Origin of the sequence: Bacillus sp. JJ1562, assembly GCF_036962705.1 — a bacterium.
Taxonomy (GTDB): Bacteria; Bacillota; Bacilli; order Bacillales; family Bacillaceae_L; genus Ferdinandcohnia.
This window is the reverse complement of sequence record NZ_JBALOQ010000019.1, coordinates 78,883-101,645: the sequence shown is the minus strand read 5'-3', so window position 1 is coordinate 101,645 and position 22,763 is coordinate 78,883. Positions and strand designations below refer to the sequence as shown.

21 protein-coding genes are annotated in these 22,763 nt (G+C 37.2%); 13 read left to right on the top strand and 8 right to left on the bottom strand.

Annotated elements, in window-relative coordinates; all coding sequences use genetic code 11:
* Positions 1-257: 257 nt before the first annotated feature.
* Together V7097_RS13220 and V7097_RS13215 are read right to left on the bottom strand one after the other, a co-directional pair.
* Positions 258-1,265 (bottom strand): DUF3231 family protein, encoded by a 1,008-nt coding sequence (locus V7097_RS13220; protein WP_335704089.1) that lies wholly within the window; start codon positions 1,263-1,265, stop codon positions 258-260.
* Between the two features lie 85 nt (positions 1,266-1,350).
* The gene (locus tag V7097_RS13215; protein WP_335704088.1) at positions 1,351-1,839 is read right to left on the bottom strand and encodes a hypothetical protein; all 489 of its coding nucleotides are present in this window, start codon (positions 1,837-1,839) and stop codon (positions 1,351-1,353) included.
* 172 nt (positions 1,840-2,011) lie between these two features.
* Here V7097_RS13215 and V7097_RS13210 point away from each other — a divergent pair, with 172 nt between their 5' ends.
* The 5 genes from V7097_RS13210 to V7097_RS26030 all read left to right on the top strand — a co-directional run bounded on the left by V7097_RS13210 (position 2,012) and on the right by V7097_RS26030 (position 6,957).
* Positions 2,012-2,617 carry an alpha/beta hydrolase gene (locus tag V7097_RS13210; RefSeq protein WP_335704087.1) on the top strand — a complete coding sequence of 202 codons (606 nt, stop codon included), beginning with the start codon at positions 2,012-2,014 and terminating at the stop codon, positions 2,615-2,617.
* Between the two features lie 121 nt (positions 2,618-2,738).
* A complete protein-coding gene (locus V7097_RS13205; protein WP_335704086.1) occupies positions 2,739-4,463 on the top strand; it encodes a spore germination protein in 1,725 nt (574 codons plus the stop codon).
* Positions 4,411-5,517, top strand: coding sequence for a GerAB/ArcD/ProY family transporter (locus V7097_RS13200; protein ID WP_335704085.1), 1,107 nt, complete (start codon positions 4,411-4,413; stop codon positions 5,515-5,517). Before V7097_RS13205 ends, V7097_RS13200 begins: the two co-directional genes overlap by 53 nt.
* Positions 5,498-6,730 carry a Ger(x)C family spore germination protein gene (locus tag V7097_RS13195; protein WP_335704084.1) on the top strand — a complete coding sequence of 411 codons (1,233 nt, stop codon included), beginning with the start codon at positions 5,498-5,500 and terminating at the stop codon, positions 6,728-6,730. Before V7097_RS13200 ends, V7097_RS13195 begins: the two co-directional genes overlap by 20 nt.
* Entirely contained in the window at positions 6,688-6,957 is a 270-nt protein-coding gene (locus V7097_RS26030; RefSeq protein WP_438824236.1) for a CLC_0170 family protein, read from the top strand. The genes V7097_RS13195 and V7097_RS26030 overlap by 43 nt, the downstream gene beginning before the upstream one ends.
* A gap of 72 nt (positions 6,958-7,029) precedes the next feature.
* Here V7097_RS26030 and V7097_RS13190 read toward each other — a convergent pair whose 3' ends face one another.
* Positions 7,030-7,179, bottom strand: a complete 150-nt coding sequence (locus tag V7097_RS13190; RefSeq protein ID WP_335704083.1) for a hypothetical protein — start codon at positions 7,177-7,179, stop codon at positions 7,030-7,032.
* Between the two features lie 172 nt (positions 7,180-7,351).
* On the opposite strand from V7097_RS13190, the gene V7097_RS13185 reads away from it, so the two are divergent.
* Complete coding sequence (locus V7097_RS13185; protein WP_335704082.1) at positions 7,352-8,065, top strand: ASCH domain-containing protein; 714 nt, start codon at positions 7,352-7,354, stop codon at positions 8,063-8,065.
* A gap of 304 nt (positions 8,066-8,369) precedes the next feature.
* Entirely contained in the window at positions 8,370-9,545 is a 1,176-nt protein-coding gene (locus tag V7097_RS13180; protein ID WP_335704081.1) for a D-alanyl-D-alanine carboxypeptidase family protein, read from the top strand.
* On the opposite strand, the gene V7097_RS13175 is transcribed toward V7097_RS13180, so the two are convergent.
* The 4 genes from V7097_RS13175 to V7097_RS13160 form a co-directional block, all read right to left on the bottom strand.
* Positions 9,542-9,958 carry a GtrA family protein gene (locus tag V7097_RS13175; protein ID WP_335704080.1) on the bottom strand — a complete coding sequence of 139 codons (417 nt, stop codon included), beginning with the start codon at positions 9,956-9,958 and terminating at the stop codon, positions 9,542-9,544. The genes V7097_RS13180 and V7097_RS13175 overlap by 4 nt on opposite strands.
* Positions 9,927-10,958, bottom strand: a complete 1,032-nt coding sequence (locus V7097_RS13170; RefSeq protein ID WP_335704079.1) for a glycosyltransferase family 2 protein — start codon at positions 10,956-10,958, stop codon at positions 9,927-9,929. The genes V7097_RS13175 and V7097_RS13170 overlap by 32 nt, the downstream gene beginning before the upstream one ends.
* 180 nt (positions 10,959-11,138) lie before the next feature.
* The gene (locus V7097_RS13165; RefSeq protein WP_335704078.1) at positions 11,139-12,833 is read right to left on the bottom strand and encodes a DUF6044 family protein; all 1,695 of its coding nucleotides are present in this window, start codon (positions 12,831-12,833) and stop codon (positions 11,139-11,141) included.
* 111 nt (positions 12,834-12,944) lie between these two features.
* On the bottom strand, positions 12,945-14,321 hold the full coding sequence (locus tag V7097_RS13160; protein ID WP_335704077.1) for a S8 family peptidase: 1,377 nt from the start codon (positions 14,319-14,321) through the stop codon (positions 12,945-12,947).
* Positions 14,322-14,705: 384 nt separating this feature from the next.
* Here V7097_RS13160 and V7097_RS13155 point away from each other — a divergent pair, with 384 nt between their 5' ends.
* The 6 genes from V7097_RS13155 to V7097_RS13130 all read left to right on the top strand — a co-directional run bounded on the left by V7097_RS13155 (position 14,706) and on the right by V7097_RS13130 (position 21,733).
* Positions 14,706-16,190, top strand: coding sequence for a spore germination protein (locus V7097_RS13155; RefSeq protein WP_335704076.1), 1,485 nt, complete (start codon positions 14,706-14,708; stop codon positions 16,188-16,190).
* A gap of 17 nt (positions 16,191-16,207) precedes the next feature.
* Positions 16,208-17,296, top strand: coding sequence for a spore germination protein (locus V7097_RS13150; RefSeq protein WP_335704075.1), 1,089 nt, complete (start codon positions 16,208-16,210; stop codon positions 17,294-17,296).
* Positions 17,293-18,375, top strand: coding sequence for a Ger(x)C family spore germination protein (locus V7097_RS13145; RefSeq protein ID WP_335704074.1), 1,083 nt, complete (start codon positions 17,293-17,295; stop codon positions 18,373-18,375). Before V7097_RS13150 ends, V7097_RS13145 begins: the two co-directional genes overlap by 4 nt.
* Before the next feature lie 81 nt (positions 18,376-18,456).
* The gene (locus V7097_RS13140; RefSeq protein ID WP_335704073.1) at positions 18,457-19,212 is read left to right on the top strand and encodes a (S)-benzoin forming benzil reductase; all 756 of its coding nucleotides are present in this window, start codon (positions 18,457-18,459) and stop codon (positions 19,210-19,212) included.
* 172 nt (positions 19,213-19,384) lie between these two features.
* Positions 19,385-20,545: an RNA-guided endonuclease InsQ/TnpB family protein gene (locus V7097_RS13135; protein ID WP_335704072.1), complete on the top strand. Its 1,161-nt coding sequence runs from the start codon at positions 19,385-19,387 to the stop codon at positions 20,543-20,545.
* A 237-nt stretch (positions 20,546-20,782) separates the two neighbouring features.
* The gene (locus V7097_RS13130) at positions 20,783-21,733 is read left to right on the top strand and encodes a Gfo/Idh/MocA family protein (protein WP_335704071.1); all 951 of its coding nucleotides are present in this window, start codon (positions 20,783-20,785) and stop codon (positions 21,731-21,733) included.
* A 40-nt stretch (positions 21,734-21,773) separates the two neighbouring features.
* Here V7097_RS13130 and V7097_RS13125 read toward each other — a convergent pair whose 3' ends face one another.
* A complete protein-coding gene (locus V7097_RS13125) occupies positions 21,774-22,754 on the bottom strand; it encodes an ABC transporter substrate-binding protein (RefSeq protein WP_335704070.1) in 981 nt (326 codons plus the stop codon).
* Positions 22,755-22,763 lie beyond the last annotated feature (9 nt).

Sequence of the window (22,763 nt, the reverse complement as noted above, 5' to 3'; positions counted from 1 at the left end):
TTTGATTGTACTATACAGTAAATAGTATGCAATCTCTTTTTTTCACCTCTCCAAATTTGGAATTAATGTATTTACGGAGAGAGACGTAAAAAGGTTTCAAAAACATGTGAAATTCATCGATATCTTTCAAAATCATCTCATATGTTTTTAAAAATGATATTTCAATAATGTTAAGGAAATTTTAATTTTGTTTCTTAAACAACAAACGATATTTTAAATAAATGAAAATAAACGACGTGCCTCCAGTCGCACGCCGTTCATTTATGAATGTTTTTTAATTTATCTCGATCAAGGTTGTGAGGCGGTTCCGGCATCCAGCCTCGATCCACTAGCATGTTAAACCCTTTAGCAGAATATAAGAAAATTTCTCCAATCGTTTTTGTGTAAAAAGCAACCAAATCTGTTCTCATCGATATTGACTGGGCATGGCCTAACAGCGTAATATCAATTCCGTTAAGTGCATGGAAAAGTGTAAGAATCAATCTATCCGAAAAAGGTGGAACTGTTGAACCTGTGACCTCCATTAGGATGGATGTTGTTCCCATGAGGTTTTCTTCTTTAAATAAATCATTAATAAAGGTAATTTGCTTCTCAGAAATCTCCCTGCCTTCTATTATAAATTCCAGGATTTCTTTGTCTTGGACCACCTGTTGGAACCCCATACAAAGGACAATCGCGAAGTAATTGCGCTCAATATTAAAAAACATATCTGTGATTTCAACCACATTTAATGGTCTTTTTTCACCGATTAGCTTAGTTAAATATGTCTTCTTTTCTATATACTCATTTTCAGTAGGGTAGATTACCATTGGTGGTCGGTCATAAATTCCCTTTTCAAGCATTAACTGCGTAGCTTCATTATATTGATTCAATGCATCTGATAAGCATGTTGAAAAAAATGATCGAACATCTTCTCTAGCTGTATTAGATGTAACAAAACTAAAATTAACCATGTTCATTCGACTCATTGCATACACAAAGGTGAGTGCAAATGAATCGTAAAACAGTGGTGGTGCGGAAAGGTTCAAATCCTCATCACTGAATTCATCAGGTATTGGGATTTTTTCTTCGGAATAAATCTTTTTAATTTCTTTAATTTGCCCACTATAAATTTGATAAGATTTTTTCAAAATAGCTTTAATTTCTTCATCATGTAGATGGTGAAGAAAATATTTGATTAAGCAAACGTTCATACCACCCTGCATGAAAGTCGTCCACAATCCACCGATTTCGGCACTAGATAAGCGAACATTATGCTTGTCCATGAGGCCACCTCCTCAAAACTTCATATATGGTAGTATAGGATAAAAATCGATTTCTATTCTTGCACCTGAGACGCCTTAAATCAAATTAGCCATTCATTGAACGATTCAATTTATCAAATTCCTTATTAATCATTTTCATTTCATCAATAGCTTTTTCGGTCTTCTTTGGGTCACCAGTTGAAATCCCTTCAACCTGCATGCTCATGGCTTCCATGTATTTTTCAATGGAAGCTTGTACATGGCTCCTTAGTTCATGTAAATTTTCATTGGTCGGTTGACCATCAAGCTCAATTAAGTTAAAAATGTACATTGCCTCTTCATTCGCGATTTGCATCGTTTCAATTGCGGCTTCAAGTTCATCATCTTTTTTCATTTCGTCCAAAAGCATGTCGAGTTCCTTATTAAGTTGAATAAACTTTTGTACATGACTTTGTAGGCTATCTAATAAAGCCTGGTCCTTCTGTGAGAGATCCTGATCAAGGGTGCCGTACAGTTCTGATGCTGTCTTTGAATTTGAAGTACATCCTAGTAAAAACGCTAGTAAAATAAATAGATAAATGATTTTTTGCCTCATACTGCCCCTCCTAATAACGTATATAAAAGGATATGTGACTTGTCCTACATATATGACATTTGACAAAAGGATTATAGTATATTATCTTGAATTTAAGATATTTTAATTTAATCTATTATTTAAATTTCAGTAGGAAATACTAGAACGAGTAATTGTTTTGGAGGGAATAATAATGAAGCACATTTTCCAAGAAGGTAAAGATAAAACAAAACCAACCCTTCTGTTACTACATGGAACAGGAGGAACAGAATCTGACTTATTGCCGTTGGCACCACATATTGATGAAAGTGCATCTGTATTAAGTGTACGTGGAAATGTATCTGAAAATGGCATGCCACGCTTTTTCCGTCGTTTAGCCGAAGGTGTTTTTGATATTGAGGATCTTATTTTCCGAACAAAAGAATTAAATGAATTTCTTGATGAAGCAGCAACAACATATTCATTTGATCGAAATAATATTATAGCAATCGGATATTCGAACGGAGCAAATATTGCTGGAAGCCTATTATTCCATTACAAAGATGCATTAAAAGGAGCGATCCTCCATCATCCAATGGTGCCAAGACGCGACATTGAATTACCAGACATCAAGGGTACACCAGTCTTTATCGCAGCTGGTAAAAATGATCCAATCTGTCCGGCACAAGAAACAATTGACCTTCAAACCCTATTGCAAAAAGCAAATGCAGATGTCGAGGTTCACTGGGAAAATAATGGTCATATGTTAACAGGAACAGAGGTTGCAGCAGCAGCTGAATGGTATAAAAAACATTTTTAAATATTGATAAATTACTAAGACAGTTCTTTTCGAGGAACTGTCTTATTTTTGTATAAGAATAAAATACCATTTATGGAGGAATATATTAGAAAATGTCTCTTTTGAAGAAAGTGGTATCGAAATGTCTTGGTCTACAATCAAGAGGAGTCCGAAACGAAGAAATACTAAAACAACTGAGCAACCAGCTATGAAATCAAATGACAATAGCATTCCACATCAATTGGTTGAAGAATTGCCAAAAGACCTGCTAGGTGAAAATCTCGATGATACGATTGAATTACTGAAAAATCTATTAGGGAAAAATGTTGATTTCTTTCATCGACAGTTTCAAATGTATGGTAAATTTCGAGCTGTGATTGTTTATTTTTCAAGCCTAGTTGATAAAAGTGCGATTAATAATGAAATTATGAGGCCGTTAATGTATGTTCCCATTCATACCAACCTTGACAAGCTTACAATTTCAAATGTAAAAGATTTCATACTAAATGAGACAATATTTCATAGTGAAACTAAAGAGGAAAATAATATTGAAATGATTGTTAAAGCTCTCCTTAGTGGGGAAACCCTTGTATTTATTGACGGCGTAGCTACTGGAATTCAATTTGCAGTAAAAAATATTGAAAAACGGTCGATCACCCAGCCTGAAACAGAACAGGTCATTTTAGGTCCGCGTGAAGGATTTATCGAATCCATACAGACAAACGTGGCGCTATTGCGAAATCGATTAAAAACAGCTGATTTCCGAGTCGAAACAATGGAAATTGGTCGTTTGTCAAAATCAACGACAGCTATTTGTTATCTTGAAGGGATCGCAACAGAGGACTTAGTAAAAGAAGTGAAGAATCGATTAGGAAAAATTGATATTGATGCCATTCTGGATGTAGGCTATATTGAACAATTTATTGAAGATAATCATATGTCCCCGTTCCCACAAATTCAAAGCACGGAACGGCCAGATAAGACAGTTGGTAATATTTTGGAAGGGAGGGTGGCGATTCTAGTTGATGGGTCACCATTCGCACTCCTTGCTCCAGTTGTATTTAATCAATTCTATCAAACCTTAGAGGACTACTCTTCTAGATTTCTAATGGGTAGTTTTGTCCGTCTTGCACGTATGGTTGCTTTAGTTTTTTCATTAATTTTTCCATCGCTATATGTGTCCTTTATCTCGTTTAACCCTGAGTTGCTTCCAACAGAATTTGCTGTTGCCGTTGCTGGTGGACGCTCAGGTGTTCCATTTCCGGCAGTGATTGAAGTGTTTATGATTGAGGTCGCAATGGAGATACTACGTGAAGCGACTGTAAGGCTTCCAAAACAGGTGGGCGGTGCCCTATCAATTGTAGGAGTTCTTGTTATTGGACAAGCTGCAGTTGAAGCTGGGATTGCAAGTCCAATTACAGTTGTGGTGATTGCAATGACAACTATTGGTTCATTTGCAACACCGGCATATGATGCAGCATTTGCACTTCGCATGCTTAGATTTCCAATTGTGATTTTGGCAGGGTTCTTTGGACTTTATGGAGTTGTAATTGGCGTCATTTTTATTTTTAATCATATGCTTTCTTTAAAATCATTTGGGGTCCCTTATATGAGCCCGGTAACTCCTGGGAATTATCAAGGGTTAAAGGATGTCATTGTTAGATCACCATTTTCATGGATGCCGAAACGGCCAGCCATGCTGCATCCTCAAAACTCAGACCGCTTAGGAAAGAAGGAAGAAGTCAAAAAGGCTCCAAATAACACATTGGATCCAATAAAGGTTGGGAATGAAAAATGGGAGGAGGACAAGTCTAGTGGAATATCCACGCGAGATAACGGTCATTCAAGCAGCGACGATTCTAATTAGCACGATTATCGGTGTGGGGCTATTAGCACTTCCTCTTTTTGCAGTTAAAACAGCTGATACGGGTGCTCCTTTTGTTACATTACTAGGTATAGGGATCGCATCCATAGGCCTAGGATTAATCACATTTTTAGGAATGCGTCACCCAAGTAAATCAATCATTTTGTATAGTGAAGATATTTTAGGAAAATGGCTAGGAAAGGTATCGAGTTTAGCTATCATTCTCTTTTTTGCCATTTTAACGGGTTTAACATCACGAGAGTTTGGTGCGGTTGTTATTACAGCCATTCTAAAGCAAACTCCCCTAGAAGTAACGGTTATTATTATGTTGATACTAGCTGCACTTTCGACAAGAAATGATATGAATGTTTTTGCCTATATCCATAATTTTTATGTGCCGTTTATTTTAGCTCCTGGATTAATCATAGTTGCTTTATCATTAAAAAATGCAAACACCTTATATTTATTACCAATATTAGGGAATGAGCCTGGGAACTATTTAATTGGAGCGTTTACCATTGCAGCATTATTTCAGGGGGCTTTTATTTTTACAATGATTATTCCATTTATGCGACATCCACAAAAAGCTATAAAAGCGAGTCTTTGGGGAATGATTATTGCTGGGGGTTTATACTTATTAATTGTAATTGCAACCGTAGCGGTATTTGGCCCAGGTGAAATATTGAATCTGCTATGGCCAACACTTGAGTTGGCGCGAACGACCTCAATTCCCGGAAATATCCTTCAGCGATTAGATGTTGTTTTTTTATCTGTATGGGTAATTGCTGTATTCACTACATTATTTTCTAGTTATATGTTTACTGTTCATTCGATTAGTCAAATGGTTGGATTACGCGATCATAAAATGCTTTCCTTTTTTATTTTGCCAATCGTCTTCATTATCGCAATGATACCGCAAAATATATTGCAATTATATGATGTAATTGAAATCTTTGGTAGATTTGGCCTTATTCTAACGGTCGGTTATCCCATGTTATTAGTATGTGTTGACCTAATAAAGAAAAAGGTGAAAAAAAATGGGAGTATCAAAGCATAGTTGGAAAAAATGTATAAAATCGATACTTATCGCTGTAGCACCCGTACTATTCTTAACAGGGTGCTGGGATAGTGATGATATTGAAAACCGAGCGGTCGTATTGGGTATATCTATTGATAAGGTCGATGATATAGACGGAGAAGAACATGAACAAATAACGGGTTTAGAAAACAAATTTCCAAAGCCAAAGGAAGGGTTAATTAAACTAAGTGCTCAAATCGCTGTTCCAGGAAGAATTCCATTGGGACCGCAAACGGGTGGAGCGGGAGGAAATCAAGAACCATTATGGTTAATTAGTGTGGTAGGATATTCAATTGATGACGCGTTAGCAGTGTTACAGCAGGAAGTGGCTGACCGACTATTCTTCGGCCATTTACGGATTATTGTAATTAGTGAAGAAGTCGCTAAGGATGGGGTAATAAGATTCAATGATTATCTAAGAAGAAATCCGGAAATTAGAAGGACCGCTTGGATGGTCGTTTCAAAAGGAAAAGCAATACAATTTATGAAGGTAGCACCTAAGCTTGAGCGTGTCCCTACTCTTTATTTGTCTGCCATGATTGAAAATGCGATAAGATTAGGTAGGTTTCCTGAGGATTTTATCGGGTTGTTTTGGACAAAGCTTCAAAGCAAAGGACAAGATACTTTCCTCCCTTATTTAGAATTGAAAAAAGAAGATAATATTCAAATTGCTGGTTTAGCATATTTTTCAGATGACAAAATGATAGGTAAAACTGAACCAGTTGAGATTGGCTTATTCATGGCGATAACAGGAGAAAAAAAAGGCGGGTATGAAGTATTTGTCCAAGTACCTGGCTCAAATGCGAAAGTGTTAGTTAGGGCAGAAACCCGGATGTCATCAATAAAACCAACTATTCGGGACGGGAAGCCACATGTAACCATTAAAATTCACTATGAAAGTTTAATTGATGAAGGATCAAGTAGTGTAAATATAGATAATCCCGAAATTATTAAAAAAATTGAAGCGGAGGCCTCGAAGGGTGTTATTGAAGGAGCAAGCGCATTAATTAAGAATATGCAGGCTGAGCAATCAGATATATTTGGATTTGGTGAATATTTTCGTGCAAAACAACCGGCATACTGGAATAGTCAGATTCAAACAAAAGAGAAATGGCGTGAAGTATATAAGGATTTGACATTTGATATTCAATGTACAACAAAAATTCGAAGAGTGGGTACAAAGGCAAAGTAGGCTTTATGTACGAAGGAGTCGAAATGATATTTATTGGATATTTAAATTATGTTGTTATCCTAAGTGTTACGACAGGAGTCCTGATTCTCCTGTTTGATGTAAAAAATTATAAAAAAGCGAAAATGAAGAAAGAACAAAAAGTTAGTAAGGTTCTAGGTTGGTTAAATATATCAGCCGGACTATTTGTTTTAATACTAAATTGGGTTTATCAGAAAATTTATTGGTAAGCGATAGTAAAACCAACAAATGGGACTGTCTTTAATAGTCATTTTAATGACTTTTTGGACAGTCCCTGATTACTATTTCTTTTTCTTCTTTTGAACGTTTTGTTTTTCCGCTTCTACTTCAGTATAGGAAGCAAATTCAACAAGCTCTTCGCTGATTCTATTTCCTTTTTTTACATTATTATTTCGATTGGCATTTGCATTTCCGCGCTTTGTTCTACCCAATTCGTTCATCTCCATTCTTAGTACTTCATTCGTAGTATTAGAAGTATCTGATCTTTTATGCGAAGACAAGTAAAAGGAAAATTAGCCAATTTTCCACAAGGCTTACCGAGTTTTTAGTTGTTTCTTTCAAACCTTCCATTATATAATTCAAGTAGTGGGAAGAGGTGATTGAATGAAACGAATCGATTTTTGGGGTCGAGATGAATACGATGAAAGACTTCTAGAAGAGGTACTACGAGGTGTGAAGACAGTTACCTGTACTCCAATGGTTTGGTATGATCAATTACCAAGCGATGAAAAAAGCGAAATTGGCGATATTATTCAGGTTTTTACAAAAAGGAATGAGCATAAAGCAAACATCCAAATTACCGATTTTTATGAAATTCGATTTGGCGAAATTCAAGGTGAAGTGGGAGAACGAATTGCAAAAGGTGAAAATTCCACTTTGGATGAATTTATCGAAGATCATATTTTTAGCTGGGAGAAGCCTTTGCAAAATGATGGATTTGAGCTTAATGAGGATACCATTATTGTGGTGGAGCATTTCAACGTTACGGACATTTTTACAGATGTTATAATAGATTTGAACCTTGTTCCAATGACGGAAGCGGAAGGATACAAGGTTACAAATTGGACCGATTTTGAATTGTTTAGAAAGTCCACAGATTACTTTTATTCAGTCTATGAAGAGAAGGATTTTGTAGCGTTTGTTCGGTTTCGCCAAAACGAAGCGAACACCTACATGTATTACAAAGTGAATCCTGATTTTGAAGGTCAGATAGATGAAAAACAACTCATGAAGAAAGCTGAAAAGTATGCTAGAGAAGCACTATTGGCAACAAATATTATCCATGAATGGAGTTCCATTTACACATACCATAAATAAAGTAAATGTAGACGTTTGGCGAAAAATGCCAACGTCTTTTCTCTGTCTCGCTCCAGGTGCCAACGTCTCGAGGTCACAAGCCAATCGCTCCTGAAGGCAAATAGCGCCTTCTATCAGCGCATGTTTGTGCTTGTCGCCGATGGACGGTCACCTTGCGCATTCTTCTCTGTCCCGTCAGAAAACCCATTTGACATACGAATAACTGTAATTGTAAAATCGTGGGACGAGGTTTATCGTCTCATGTAGTCGGAAACACTGCTGGGACACGAGAGTGAGTCCTAATGTTCTAAAAGGGAGAAGTGAAATGAAGCTACTTAATTTTGTTTTGATTCTAGTATTTCTGATGACTTCTCTTTCGCCTTTTCAAGCTTATGCAGAAGGTGCTGAGGAAGTTGGAGCACCTGCGATTAAGAGTGACTCAGTCATTTTATTAGATGCGAATACTGGTTCAATCCTATATGAGAAAAATAGTCATACAAAAATGTATCCAGCAAGTTTAACGAAAATGGCAACGGCCATTTATGCGATCGAAAAAGGAAACTTAGATGATGTTGTATCGGTAAGTGCAAATGCCTATGAAACGGATGGTACGCGCGTTTACCTAGAAGAAGGGGAAAAGGTCCCATTAAAACATCTTATTCAAGGCTTATTAATTAATTCCGGAAACGATGCCGGAGTTGCTATTGCAGAGCATCTTAATGGAAGTATTGAGTCCTTTGCAGATTCACTCAATAAATATGTAAAAGAAGAAATTGGTGTGGATCATACTCATTTTACCAACCCGCACGGTCTCTTTGATGAAAATCACTACACAACAGCATATGACCTTGCTTTAATTACGAAATATGCGTTAAAGAATCCCACTTTCCGTGAGATTTTTGGAACGAAGGAATTAGCATGGGATGGAGAATCATGGGATACAACTCTTTTCAGCCACCATTTACTTCTAAGAGGGGAAATCCCCTATAAAGGGATTACGGGTGGGAAAACTGGTTTTGTTCAAGAAGCGCGTTACACCCTTTCAACATCTGCAAAACAAGGAGATTTGTCTTTGATTGCTATTGTGTTAAAGGCTGAACGCAATGAATACGCGTATGACGACACAGTGGCACTATTAGATTATGGCTTTGAAAATTTCGAGGTAACAGAGGTAGCAGCAAACGAGAAATTTTTCACTGAAAAGAACGGAAGCTACAATCTAAACAAGCCACTTAAATTCACACAAAAGAAAAATGAAGCTGTTCAAGTTGCAATGAATGATCAAGGAGTACTTCAAGTTCTTGGAGATGATGGTCGACAGCTTGCGATGAAGCAGCTTAAAATGGATATTCCAGAGGAAGCGGTGGGGACACGTGCCGAAATTAATCCGGCTGACCTCGCTAAAAAGAATCCATTACCGGCAATCCTTATGTTCTTATTTTTAGGTGTGGGTATAGTCTTCCTTCAAAAAACAATAAAAAGCATAAAAAAAAGCACTTAACCAAAGTGCTTTTTTTGTGGAAAAACAATATGTTTTTGCCCTAAATAGTTCATAACTGTATAAAAGCCAGTCCCCAGTAAAACAGCCACCTCGTTTGTGTATTGCGCAAAAAAGAATCCAGCAACCATCTTACTCAATGAAAAAGAAAGAAAATAACAGCCTAAAATCACTATAACAAACAAAGGGATACTCCTACCAAGCGTAGTCTCGCTAGCGAAAGTGAATCGTCTGTTCAACATATAGCTGACAGCGGCGCCAATTGAATTACCAAGAAAAGTAGAAAGCCAGTAGGAGAGACCGACCACATGTAGCAACAAAAAAATACAAGAAAGTCCAACAAAAGTATTCATTACTCCAATAATCAAAAAGCGAATAAATGTGTTAGTTGGTTTCAGAAAGTGGGTTGTAATCAATCAAGTGTTCACCCTTTTCTGGAGCAAAAGGCACTTCATCAGGAACCGCAAGATTGAAGGTATCAATATCGACTACAAACTTCGGCCGTCGCTTAGTCTCCTTATAGATTTTCCCGATATATTCCCCGATAAAACCTAAAGCAATCAGCTGCAGCCCACCAATTAACCAAATCGACGTAATCATTGATGTCCATCCAGTGGTCGTTTGTCCACTAAATTTTAAATAAAAAAAGTATCCGCCAAATAGAAGGCTGACAAAAAAGGAAAGAAACCCCATTAAGGAAATGAAACGAATCGGTGTAACACTAAAGGATGTAACGCCATCAAGGGCAAACGAAATCATTTTCCGTAAAGGGTATTTCGTTTCTCCTGCCATTCGTTCCTTTCTATCGTAAAAAACAGACGTCGATTGAAAGCCAACAAGTGGAACAACCCCACGTAAAAATAGATTGCTTTCATCAAATTGTTCAAGTGCTTCAACTGCCCGTTTACTCATTAATCGGTAATCAGCATGGTTATAGACGAGGTTCACACCCATGAATTGCATCAATTTATAAAAGCCTTGTGCTGTATGTTTTTTAAAAAAGGTATCTGTTTTGCGCTCTTTTCGGACACCATAAACGACTTCATATCCTTCAGTATAGCGAATCAGAAACTCTCGAATGACGGAAATATCATCCTGTAAATCGGCATCAATCGAAACAAGACAATCAGATTGCCGTTTAGCAGCAAACAGTCCAGCCAGTAATGCATTTTGGTGCCCCACATTTCGTGCAAGTTTTAGCCCTTTAATCTTATTGTCTTCTAATCCTTTTTTATAAATAATGGTCCAGGTTTGATCCTTGCTGCCATCATCGACAAACAAAAGTCTACTATTTTCTGAAACGAGTTTGTCTGTAATAAGCTCATCTAAAAGGGTTCGAAGCTGCTTCAGTGTTTCCGGAAGAACTTCTTCTTCATTGTAGCAAGGGACGACAATGGTAAGTTGTGGTGCATTCATGATGAATCCCCCTATTAGTATTATAGGATGTTTAAAAAGTGCGGTGAAAATAACACATCGAATTTCTGCGTTGGCTTGCATCTCCGTTCCTCACGTATTAACTGCATACGCTCCGGTACTCAAAGCTGCACCGCCTTGAAATTCTTGGTCCTTTTCATCCCCCTTTTTAAATTTTTCATTTTATTGAGAAATCGACACTCGGTATAAATAAATCCTCCATGCAGATTCAGGTGAATCAAAGGTTTGCTCAAGTTCGAGATCATTTTTCCCGGCATTTTTGATGGGCAAGGATGAAAAAATATACCGTCCCCCCATATCGTAAAATGCCTGCATATTCAGTTCCATTTTCTTAATTTCTCTTTTTGATGTCTTTTTGAACATATAGTGCTTACCAAGTTCATCTAGAAATATGTAGCAACGGCCGCCCCATTCATCAAAGTATTCGCGTATTTCTTTATCCTTATCTAGCTCATCAGCAATAATTTCACGAAACTGATACTTATAGGAAAGAGGATAAAAATTATTGTATGTATCGAGAGTGTAAAATCCGTTAAATTGAGCGATGGCTGGATGGAGTCCGATGCTGGCAACACGGTAGTCTTCTTGTGGCAATCCGATAAAAATTTTGATGTCCTCGAATTGTTTTTCTGCAAAAAATTGCTGAAAGGATGGCTTCCTTTTATGAACGATCTCTTCATTAGAAGAGGCTACAATCACTAATTGTGCCACTAGGAAAAATATACTTGCTCGCTTCCAGCCGGGTCTGTATTCCCATAGGATTTTTAACGAAATGGCAAATAAAATGTATATCACCATTGGTCTAAGAAAATGGTATCTTGCAAAATTAAAGGTGTTAAGAAAATGAAACCGTTCCGTTAAAGGAACCCAGCCTTTATAAAACCAAAATGCGTACCAGATCGATAAAATAGCATTTATACTATGTAAGAAAAGAAAGACTTTCTCTTGTTTCCACTGCTTTTTTAAAATCACAATATTCAAGGCTAGTAAAGTCACAGGCAAAATAATCATGCCATGGACACTCATTACATGCGTATGACCCAGGACATAATTTTTTAAGGAAAGTCGTAGGGCATCAAGGAATGTCAATCGTGCATGAAAATATTCATCACGACTATTTGGATCGTCCATAAAAAGAAAGGAGTATACAAGTCGGTATTCAACCACCATAAAAATGAACGTAAAATAAATGAGTGCCCATAAAAAGCGAAGGTTCCGGCCCTTGCCACGTAGACAATCGACCATCCAAAGTATTCCCATTGCACTTATAAAAAAGAAAAAGCCAAGGACAATACTCGCGTAGAACGGGAGTAAGGTCAGTGTCAACCAGTTCACCCATGATTTCTCACCAGCACGAATATTAAGCAGTGCCCAAAGCGCTAACGGCATCCCCAGTGTACTTAACATTCCAGAGGGCCAAAAGGGGGTTAGTGCAAAAGCTAATGAAACCCCAACCCGAATCCAAGACCATTCTTTACTTGTTAAAAAATATTTTTTTAATAACAAGTACATCCCAAGAAATGCAAAAACTCTCGTGATGAATTGGCTTAAACCATAGGCGACCATCGGTGGGAAAAAGACATATAACCAAACAATTCCGCTAAATTCTGTTCCAAATGCACCTCTTTGAAGCTCGCCATTGATAATTTGGGGGATGGTCGCCTCAATTGGTCCAAGCATTTGATTGCTATTTGCTAAAACTCGATACCAGGCAAGATTTGAATCTAAATTGTCATGAACTCGTAAATGAGCATTCTCTCCAAGAATAAAATACGGAGATACAAAAATGACGATGAGTAAAAATGCGGCGATGATGAGAAGATACTCACTTCGTTGTAGAGTTCCAGTATGAGACAATGTACTTCCTCCATTCAACGAAATTCATGTTTCCCAATTTCTTTTTTATCGTTTCCATATTCAAAGGGAATATGAATATTAGAAAAAGAAAAAGTGGGTTCTACCCACTTTTTACTTAGTTCCCGCTCCCTGCTTTGCTTGCCCAAGGGCTTGGACAATATCAATGAGTCCCTCGCCAAAATAAATATCCTTTCCTGCTTGTCCGAGGTCCAAGCTTGTTCCCTTGATCATATCCATAATTTCTTTATTTGAAAGGTTTGGATTGATTGAGCGCATTAAAGCAGCAAGAGCGGCCACATGTGGTGCTGCCATCGATGTCCCTGATAATGCAGCATATTGTTCATCAATATAGGTACTTGGTATCGTCACACCAGGTGCAGATACATCAATATAATCACCGTAATTTGAAAAATCCGCTTTGTCCCCATTTAAGTCAACGGCTGCAACACTTAAAACTTGCGGATATGCAGAAGGATAGCTTGGCTGACTTGAATTATCGTTTCCAGATGCTGCAACCATAACAACATCGTGTCTGTATGCATAATCAACTGCCTGTTTTAACAGCTTTGAGCCTTGGTAATTCCCAAGACTAAGGTTAATGACATCGGCCCCATGATCGGTTGCCCAAATGATGCCACGGGCAATATCAAAGGTGGACCCATATCCATCAGAGCCCATTACTTTAACCGGCATGATTGGGTTATACCATGTGATTCCTGCCGTTCCTTCGTGATTGTTTGTTTGTGAGGCAATAATTCCCGCAACATGTGTACCATGTCCATTGTCATCATCTGGAACATTATTGTCTTTAAGAACGTTATAGCCACCTGTAATTCGATTAACGAGGTCTGGATGGTCTAGGTCCACACCAGTATCAACGATTGCAATTTTTACCTTATCTGATCCTTGCGTAATTCCCCAACCGTTTTCCGAATCAATCATCCGCAAATTAAATTGAAAATCATTGTATAAAAGGTCGTTTGGATGCTGCTGATTTTGCATTAAAATAAAATTCGGCTCTGCAAATTCCACGTTTTTGTTTTTTTCAAAATACGAAATCAATTCAGGTGTCTTCAAGTTACTTGATTCAAAAATATAAGAAGAATCAAGTTTACGTAATAGCTTACCTGCTATCTCTTTTTCAATTAGTTTAATATCTTCTTGTGATAAATGCTTTTTAAAATCAACTATGACCTGATGGTGATGGTAATGACTTTTGTCTTTACCATTATGGTCAATAATATCAATTTCTTCATCCTTATCTAACTGTTTTTGGACCTTATTATATAGTTGAATCGAGTCCACATTCATAATTTGAGGAGGCGTATAAGGCTTTTCATTTCCTAATTGTATAGGGCTGTTCGGAGAAGAATACGATTTTGGACTCATCTTATCATCATTATTATTAAAGAAAGAAAAAGAAACGAAAAGCGTCAGTCCAATTGTAATGACCAATGCCACAATAGCAATTCTTTTTTTATTCCACATTCATATCACCTCAGGATACACTTTTCTTTAGTATCTTGCCTTTTGCTTTCTTTCATGCCTATTTTTCATTCCAATAATTTCAAACAAAATCAAATACGCCTTGGCGGATTGGTACCTAGATTTTTTAGGCCGACACGACGTGGGTCACAAAGACGAAGACATCAGGAAGTGGCCTTCTTAGTCTTTGATCTTAAGTTCGAAAAATTTTTTTGAAAATCGCATGTCTCCTCCGGGGGCTTTAACTTTATTCAGCTGGAGTTCTAACTCCGGCTGAATAAAGTTAATAGAAATTCCATGCATAAATTCCATACATTTCAAGGAATAACTAACAGAAGGGATAGAAATAGAAGATGTGATTATTATGGATGTAAGAAGGAGATCATTATGGCAAATTGGTTTAAAAAAGAATATAAAAAACCTCGATTAACTGAGGAAATTTATCAAACCTTTCGAAAATCAGAAGACTTTATTTGCCAATTTAATAGCCAGGCGATTCGTCCATATTGGTTGACTTATCAGCGCAATATTATTGATACACAAACCCTCAACGAACACATTTTGCCTTATTTGCTATATGCAAAAATCCATTCAATTCGAGAGCTTAAAGGGATTATTCCAAATAAGGAGATTGTGATTACAAACAAGGCTAATGAAATAGAAGATAAGATTTTACAAGGCTGTATTATGATTCAATTTCACAAACATGATAGTTATTGTGCCCTTATTGATGCTGTGAAATTTGAAAAAAGATCAATCAGCGTTCCTGAAGTGGAGTTTAGTGTAAATGGTCCAAAGGAAGCCTTTGTAGAATCCCTTGATACTAATTTGAATTTAATCCGAAGACGATTGCCTGTTCCTGAATTACGAGTGAAAGAACTGGTCGTCGGGAAACTAACAAAGACAAAAGTGGCTGTACTATATATAGAAGATATAGTTGAAAAGGAGAATGTACAAACTGTATTACAGCGGATACATGATATTGATTTTGATCAGATTAGTGACAGTTCTTTTATTTCAGAAATCATTGTAGACAATCAGGAGTCTATGTTCCCACAAGTGCTCGAAACGGAGCGACCCGATCGAGTTGCTTCTGTATTAGTAGAAGGAAAGGTAGCTGTGCTAACAGAAGGGTCGCCCCAAGCATTTATTGCACCAACCACTCTTGTTGAGTTTTTTTCTTCATTCGAAGACTATTTCATGAATTGGTATATTGCATCTTTTGTTCGGTTGCTTCGGCTTTTTGCAGTTATCTTTTCTATCTTGATAACGCCAGTATATGTTGCCGTTCTTACCTATCATCATGAACTAATTCCTAGGGATTTACTGGCAACCTTGGTTATTTCAAGGCGTGAGGTTCCATTGCCACCGATATTAGAGGCTTTGTTTTTAGAATTAGTCATTGAGCTGCTTCGTGAGGCTGGAGCAAGGCTTCCTGCCAAGGTTGGTCAAACGATTGGTATCGTAGGTGGTATCGTGATTGGAACGGCCTCTGTTGAAGCCGGCCTTACGAGTAATGTATTACTTATTATGATTGCACTTGCTGCACTTGCATCATTTACAACACCTGTTTATACAATGGGTAACACCATCCGTATCATACGTTTTCCTTTTCTTATTTTTGCTCAGCTATGGGGATTATTAGGTATTGTTTTATGTTTCTGTTTTCTATTAGCACATTTAATCCGATTAACTTCATTAGGAAGACCTTATCTAGAACCAATCTATCCATTACGTGTCAAAGATTTAAGGGATGCATTTATTCGATTACCTTTTTCTCAACTTTCAAAGCGTCCGACTTATGTTCGTCCAGCAGATGAAAACCGTTTTAACTCAAAAAAAGCAAATACAAAAAAAGATATTGATGAGTAGCCAAAGGAGTTGCAGCTATGGAAAGGATTAGAGAGGCATCTTTAGTTTCTCCCTTTTTTGTTTTTTTCTTAGTTCATTCCATGCAGGTTGGGGTAGGAATGCTTGGTTTCCAACGAATCATTGCAAAATCAGCTGGCTATGACAGTTGGATTTCGGTAATCCTTGCTGGTTTAATGGTGCACATCATTGTATGGATAATGTATAAAATTTTAAATCATTCAAAGGGGGACATTATCGACGTTCATAAAGAGGTCTTTGGAAAGTGGATTGGAGGATTTCTTAGTCTATTTCTTATTGTCTACTTTATGACAATGTCAGTAACTGTTTTACGTACCTATATCGAGGTTATTCAGGTATGGATGTTTCCCGAGTTTAGTGTCTGGGTGTTTGGTTTTTTTACATTGGTTCTCGCGTACTATATTATCCTAGGTGGTTTTAGGACAGTAACGGGGATTAGTTTTTTCAGTGTTGTCTTACCATTTTATATAATTCTAGTCGTATTTTATCCTTTGGACTATGCACATGTCCGAAATTTGTGGCCAATCATGAATCATTCATTTTTAGATATTGCAAAGGCGTCGAAGGATATGACCCTGAGTGTTATTGGATTTGAAACTCTTTTGCTTTATTATCCATTTATTAAAAATCCAGAAAAGTCCCAAAAATGGGCCCATCTTGGGGTTTTAGCAACTACAATGCTCTATTTAATTGCTGCCATAACAGCAACCATGTTTTTTAGTGCTGACCAACTTGATAAAAAAATCTGGGCAACTCTCTCGATGTTTAAAGTTGTAATTATGCCTTTTGTGGAACGCTTTGAATATGTAGGAATAGCATCATGGTTTCTTGTGATTCTTCCGAATATTTGTATTCCTCTCTGGGGAGCAAGCCGAGGCCTTAAAAAAGTGTTTTCGGTTCAACAACGAAAAGTGTTACTTTTTATTTTACCGGTGGTTTTGGTTGCAACCACCCTCTTTAAAACACGTCCTCAAATAGATATCCTTAACAATTACACGTCAAAGTTTGGATTGTATGCTGTTTTTGTTTATATTCCGATTCTCTTTGTGATCACACTAGTTAATCGTAAACTGAGGGAGAAAAAATGAAAAAGATTCTAACAGTAATTTCTATAGTTGTCATTGTAATTGTAACTGTCATTTATGGTAAAGTAGGGCAGGAAATTATCGATGAAGTTAATGTAGTGTCAGCTGTTGGGTTTGATCGAGCTAAAGGTCAGAATATTAAAGGAATTGCTGTCATTCCCGTTTTTAATGCGGATAAGAGTATCGATAATGCAAGTTTTACAGGTGAATCGGTGTTAGCAAAAGAAATCATTAATGTTTTACAAAAAAAATCAGCAGATCCATTAGTGACTGGTGGGATACGCGCAGCACTGTACGAGAATGAGCTCGCCAAAGACGGGATCTTACGGTATATTGATGCCCTACAGAGAGATGCAAGTGTGGGATCAAAAGTTTATTTAGGCATTGTCGAGGGAAAGACAAAGGACGTATTAGAAAAAACATTAGGAAACAGGGGTACAGGAGAATACATTGCCACCATTTTAGAACATAATATCGAAAAACAAGATCTTCCAAAGTCTGATCTTCATACCTTTATGTACAGACATTATATGGAAGGGATGGATCCCTATTTGCCAATTTTAAAATTGCTCGGTGATAAAATGGAGGTTACGGGGCTTGGATTGTTTCAAGATGGGACAATGATATCACAAATTAACGAAGAAGATTTATTCTTTTTTAAGGCATTGGTGCAAAATTATGGTGAAGGATCTTACACAATACGAATAAATGGTACCGATGAATATGCTTCAATCAAGCGCATCAAAACAAAACGCAAAATAAAGGTCGAGGAAGTACATGGGAATCCAAAGGTAAACATTACGGTTAAGTTTGAAGGGATTTTAAGTGAGTTTTCCGGGCAAAAAACCACTTCGAAGCTTATTCACAAGATAGTAAGTGAGATGGAGACTACAATAAAAAATAAATCCGAAGATATGTTAAAGGATTTTCAGGGAAAAAATATTGATCCAGTTGGAATTGGGTATATGGCCCGACATTCAACTCGAGGTGTAGATTTTGGAAAGTGGCAACTTGATTACCCTAATATAAAAATTGAGGTTCATGCAGATGTTATTCTAACTGAGACGGGTATTATTGAATAACGAAATACGTATTTATTGTAAGGGGTATGATATACTTTTATATGTAGTAGGAAAGATAAAAGTCGGGTAGGAGTGTCTTCTTTGAAATATTTTATTATTACTGGAACATCTAGGGGACTAGGAGAATCTATTGTAAAACAAATTTTGGACAAGAATCACACTTTATTCTGTATCTCAAGAAAGCAAAATAATGAATTAAAAGAATTAGCGTTTGAAAAAGGAATAAATCTTTATTATTTTTCTTGTGATCTCCAAAAGACAGAAGAAATTGAAAAGGTGATGGAACGAATTTTCTCATCCATAGACTTTTCAAATGCAGAAGGAATTTACTTAGTGAACAATGCAGGAATGATTGATCCAATCAAGCCGATTGGAAAGGCAAGTCCTAAAGAACTAACCGAGAATATTCATGTTAATTTATTGGCGCCTATCGTTCTAAGTTCATATTTCATTCGCCATACCGCAACGTTTGATACTAAAAAAGTGATTGTGAATATCTCTTCAGGGGCTGCAAATCGTCCTAGACACGGCTGGACTGCATACTCTTCGTCTAAAGCAGGCATTGATATGTTTACAGAATCAGTTGGTTTTGAGCAGGACACAGCTGAGCATCCAGTAACCATGATTTCATTTTCACCTGGTGTCATGGATACGGAAATGCAAGAGGTTATCAGAAAAACAAAGAAAGAGGATTTCACTGAGGTTGAGCAATTCATTGAATTCAATGAGAAGGGTATGCTAAGATCGCCTGATTTTGTTGCGGGAGTAATCTTAGACCTAATCATTAATCAAGAATTAATCAATGGACATGTATATGATATAAAATCATTTTTATAAAACGTAAGCCCCATTTTCCTTGAGGGGCTATTTTTAACAAAAATTAGCGAGAATTCCCCTTCAAAATCTTCGATTTAGTGGGGATGAATCGCTCTTCTTAAGAATAAACAAGAACATTTGTTTGTTTTTTCGTGCCGAAATTGGTATAATTTAGTCAAGGAGGGCGAAGAAATTGCTATTAAACTATAAATTTGAAATCTATCCAACTGAAGACCAAAAGGTGACATTCGAGAGATGGATCTCTATTTGTCGTATGCAATATAACTCTGCACTTCTGGATAAACAACGCATCTATAAAAAAGAAAACCGTAATTACAAACGCCCCGATATGCAAAAGCAACAAACTCTTGATAAAAAAGTAACTCCGTTACTTAAAGAAGTTCCTTCTCAACCACTACAGGAAGTGTTTTTTCGTCTTGAAAAGGCATTTGAGAAGTTCTTTCGTAAAGAAGCGAAATACCCGAAACTAAAGAAACACAAAGACTATAATTCTATTACTTTTACTCAATTTGGGATGGCTAGACAGGCTAGTAAGAATCCGAAGACAGGCAAAGTAAAACGACAACTAGTACGTAGAGCTGCCTCTTTAGGTAAAGGTGGAAAACTACAAATTTCTAATCTAGGGTTAATTGATATAAATTTTCACCGAAAGTTAGATGGAAAAGTAAAACAGGTCATCATAAAACGACAGGGAAACCGTTGGTTTGCGATTTTTAGTGTCGAAAGACACGTAAATCAAACGGTTCTTTCTGGTGCACTAAAAACCACTGGCATTGATCTCGGTATCAAAAAATTTGCTGTTCTATCTGATGGTACGGAGATTGAAAACCCTAGTTTTCTTCGTAAAAAAGAAAAACAATTAAAAAGAGCTCAACGTAAACTTTCGAATAAGAAGAAAGGTTCTTCGAATTGGAAAAAACAATGTGCAAAGGTAAATAAGGTTCACTCAAAGGTTGCTAATCAGCGTAAGGACTTTTTACACAAGCAAAGTTATAACATCAGTAACACCTACGGTATAGTGTGTGTGGAGGACTTAAAAATAAAGAATATGATTAAAAACCGTCACTTATCGAAATCGATTCACGATGCAGGATGGGGAATGTTTCGTTCATTTCTCTCTTATAAGTGTGAAAGGAATGGCGGTTTGCTGGTAAAGGTGAAGCCACAATATACGAGTCAAAATTGTTCTGGTTGCGAAAATGTGGTTAAAAAATCTTTATCTGTAAGAACTCATGTATGTCCTAAATGTGGTCTTGTGTTAGATCGAGATCATAATGCGGCGATAAATATTGAATCTACCGGATTAGCTCAAATCAAATATAATGTAGCATAATTTATATAAAACTGTAGGTCGAGGTCCTGCCCGAACAGTATAATCTAAGCCTGTGGAGATTATGTAAGTCCTCCCTCGTAAGAGGAAGGCAACGGTCAAAGAATCAGGAAATATCCTTTCATTTTTGAAGGGATGCTCCATCAAATTGCTCGGCAATTAGTTGGAGAGGTTCACTGAGGTCGTGATGGACGATTTCAAATAGCGGAATTATAATGGGAAATGGGGAGGAGAGATAAGATGGAACATGTAAGAGTAGGAGTAATCGGTCTTGGTGCCATAGGGGAAAGGCTCATCCAAGGCTTTAATGCAAATAAAAATACGACAGTGCAAGCAGTTGTCGATACGGACAAAGAGCGTGCTGAAAAAATGGCAGAAAAGCTTGGTGGAATCAATTGGTATGATAACCACAAGGATTTGCTGGCAAAAGAGGAATTGGACCTAGTCTATGTAGCCGTACCACCAAAATATCATCATGCGGTAACAATGGATGTCATTGAAAAAGGGATTCATGTGTTATGTGAAAAACCCCTGGCGAATTCGGTTGAAGAGGCGAAGGAAATGTTCGAAAAAGCAGAACAAGCGGGAATTATCCATGCTATGAATTTCCCACTCAACTATAGTAGCCCTGCAAATACCTTTGATCGGATGATTAAAGAAGGATACATAGGAAAATTACGTAAACTTGAACTTTCCATGATTTTCCCTAATTGGCCACGACTATGGCAGCAAAATGATTGGGTGGCTGGTCGTGAACAAGGTGGATTTGTGTTGGAGGTAGGGATTCATTTTATTCAATTAACCCAACGTATCTTTGGTTCCATTACGCATTTAAATAGCCGGTTGGAGCTCCCTGAGGATCCTATTAAATGTGAAACGGGAGTTATTGCTTCTTTAGAATTAGCAGATGGAACACCATTTTTAATTAATGGTATAAGTCAGATTGCTGGAACAGAGCGAATTTCCTATACGGCTTATGGTACAGATGGAACCCTTTCATTAGTAGATTGGGGTAAACTCGAAGGTGGTAAGCTAGGTGAGGATATTGAGTCAATTGAAGTTGAAAAGGAAGAGACCTCAACACTCATTGATCATCTCGTTGCTGCGATTAAAGGTAAGGAAAGTCACCTATATACATTTAAGGATGGATATGAGGCTCAGCTGATTTTAGAAAAGCTACGGGCAAACTAAAACAAAAGCTCCCACTAATAGCTGTGGGAGCTTATTTCTCTTACTTAGCCAAGTACTTTTCTATATCATCAAGCATAAGGTTTGCTGCTAGGACGCCACCTGCAGTGTTCCAAATAGGGTCACTTACTTTGTGGACATTTCCTTCCTTCACCGCACTTAGCCCTTTCCACAACGGATTGTTAATCCATTCTTCCTCCACCTTTGTTGCCTCACCATTCCCTGTTTCATATGTGAAATAGAAAATAACGTCACCATCCATTAATGGAATTTTCTCTTGGTCTACTTCGCGTACAAATTGATCATTTTTGTCTTGGGCAAATAATTCCACCTGTTGTTCTGGACGCTTTAAGCCTAATTTATCAAAAATAACACCAGAAAAGGTATCTGTATAATAAATCCGAGTTCTGCCTTCCATAAAACGGACAACAGAAACTGTATTATCGGTATTTATTTTCTCTTTTACTGTATTTAAATGGTCTTCAAACTCAGCAAGAACCTTTTTACCTTCTTCTTCTTTATTAATGGCTTTTGAATATAGGGTAAAGTTTTTTTGCCAATCACCACGTAAATCCTCTGCAAATACAGTAGGTGCAATCGCTTTTAATTGCTCGTAAATCTTTTCTTGACGCATTTTATTACCGATGATTAAATCAGGCTCAAGTGCAGCAATGGCTTCAATGTTAACATTACTTTCTTCACCTACAACCTCAACACCCTCCATTTGGTCCTCGATATGCGCGTACCAAGGATGGCCAATCCAAGAGCGAACCGCCCCAACAGGCTTAACCCCCATTGCTAACAAAGCCTCAGTTCCTTCATTGGTTAAAATGACAATTCGTTTTGGTTCTTTATTGATTTTTGTTGATCCCATTGCATGTTCAACGGTATATGTATTTTCTCCTTCAGTATTTGCTGCGTTATTGCCTTTGTCGGTATTATCTGCGGCTCCACAAGCAGTCAATACAAGTAAAAAAACAGATAGTGTAAGAAGTCCGAGATAAGCTTTCTTTCTAAAGTTCATTAAATTACC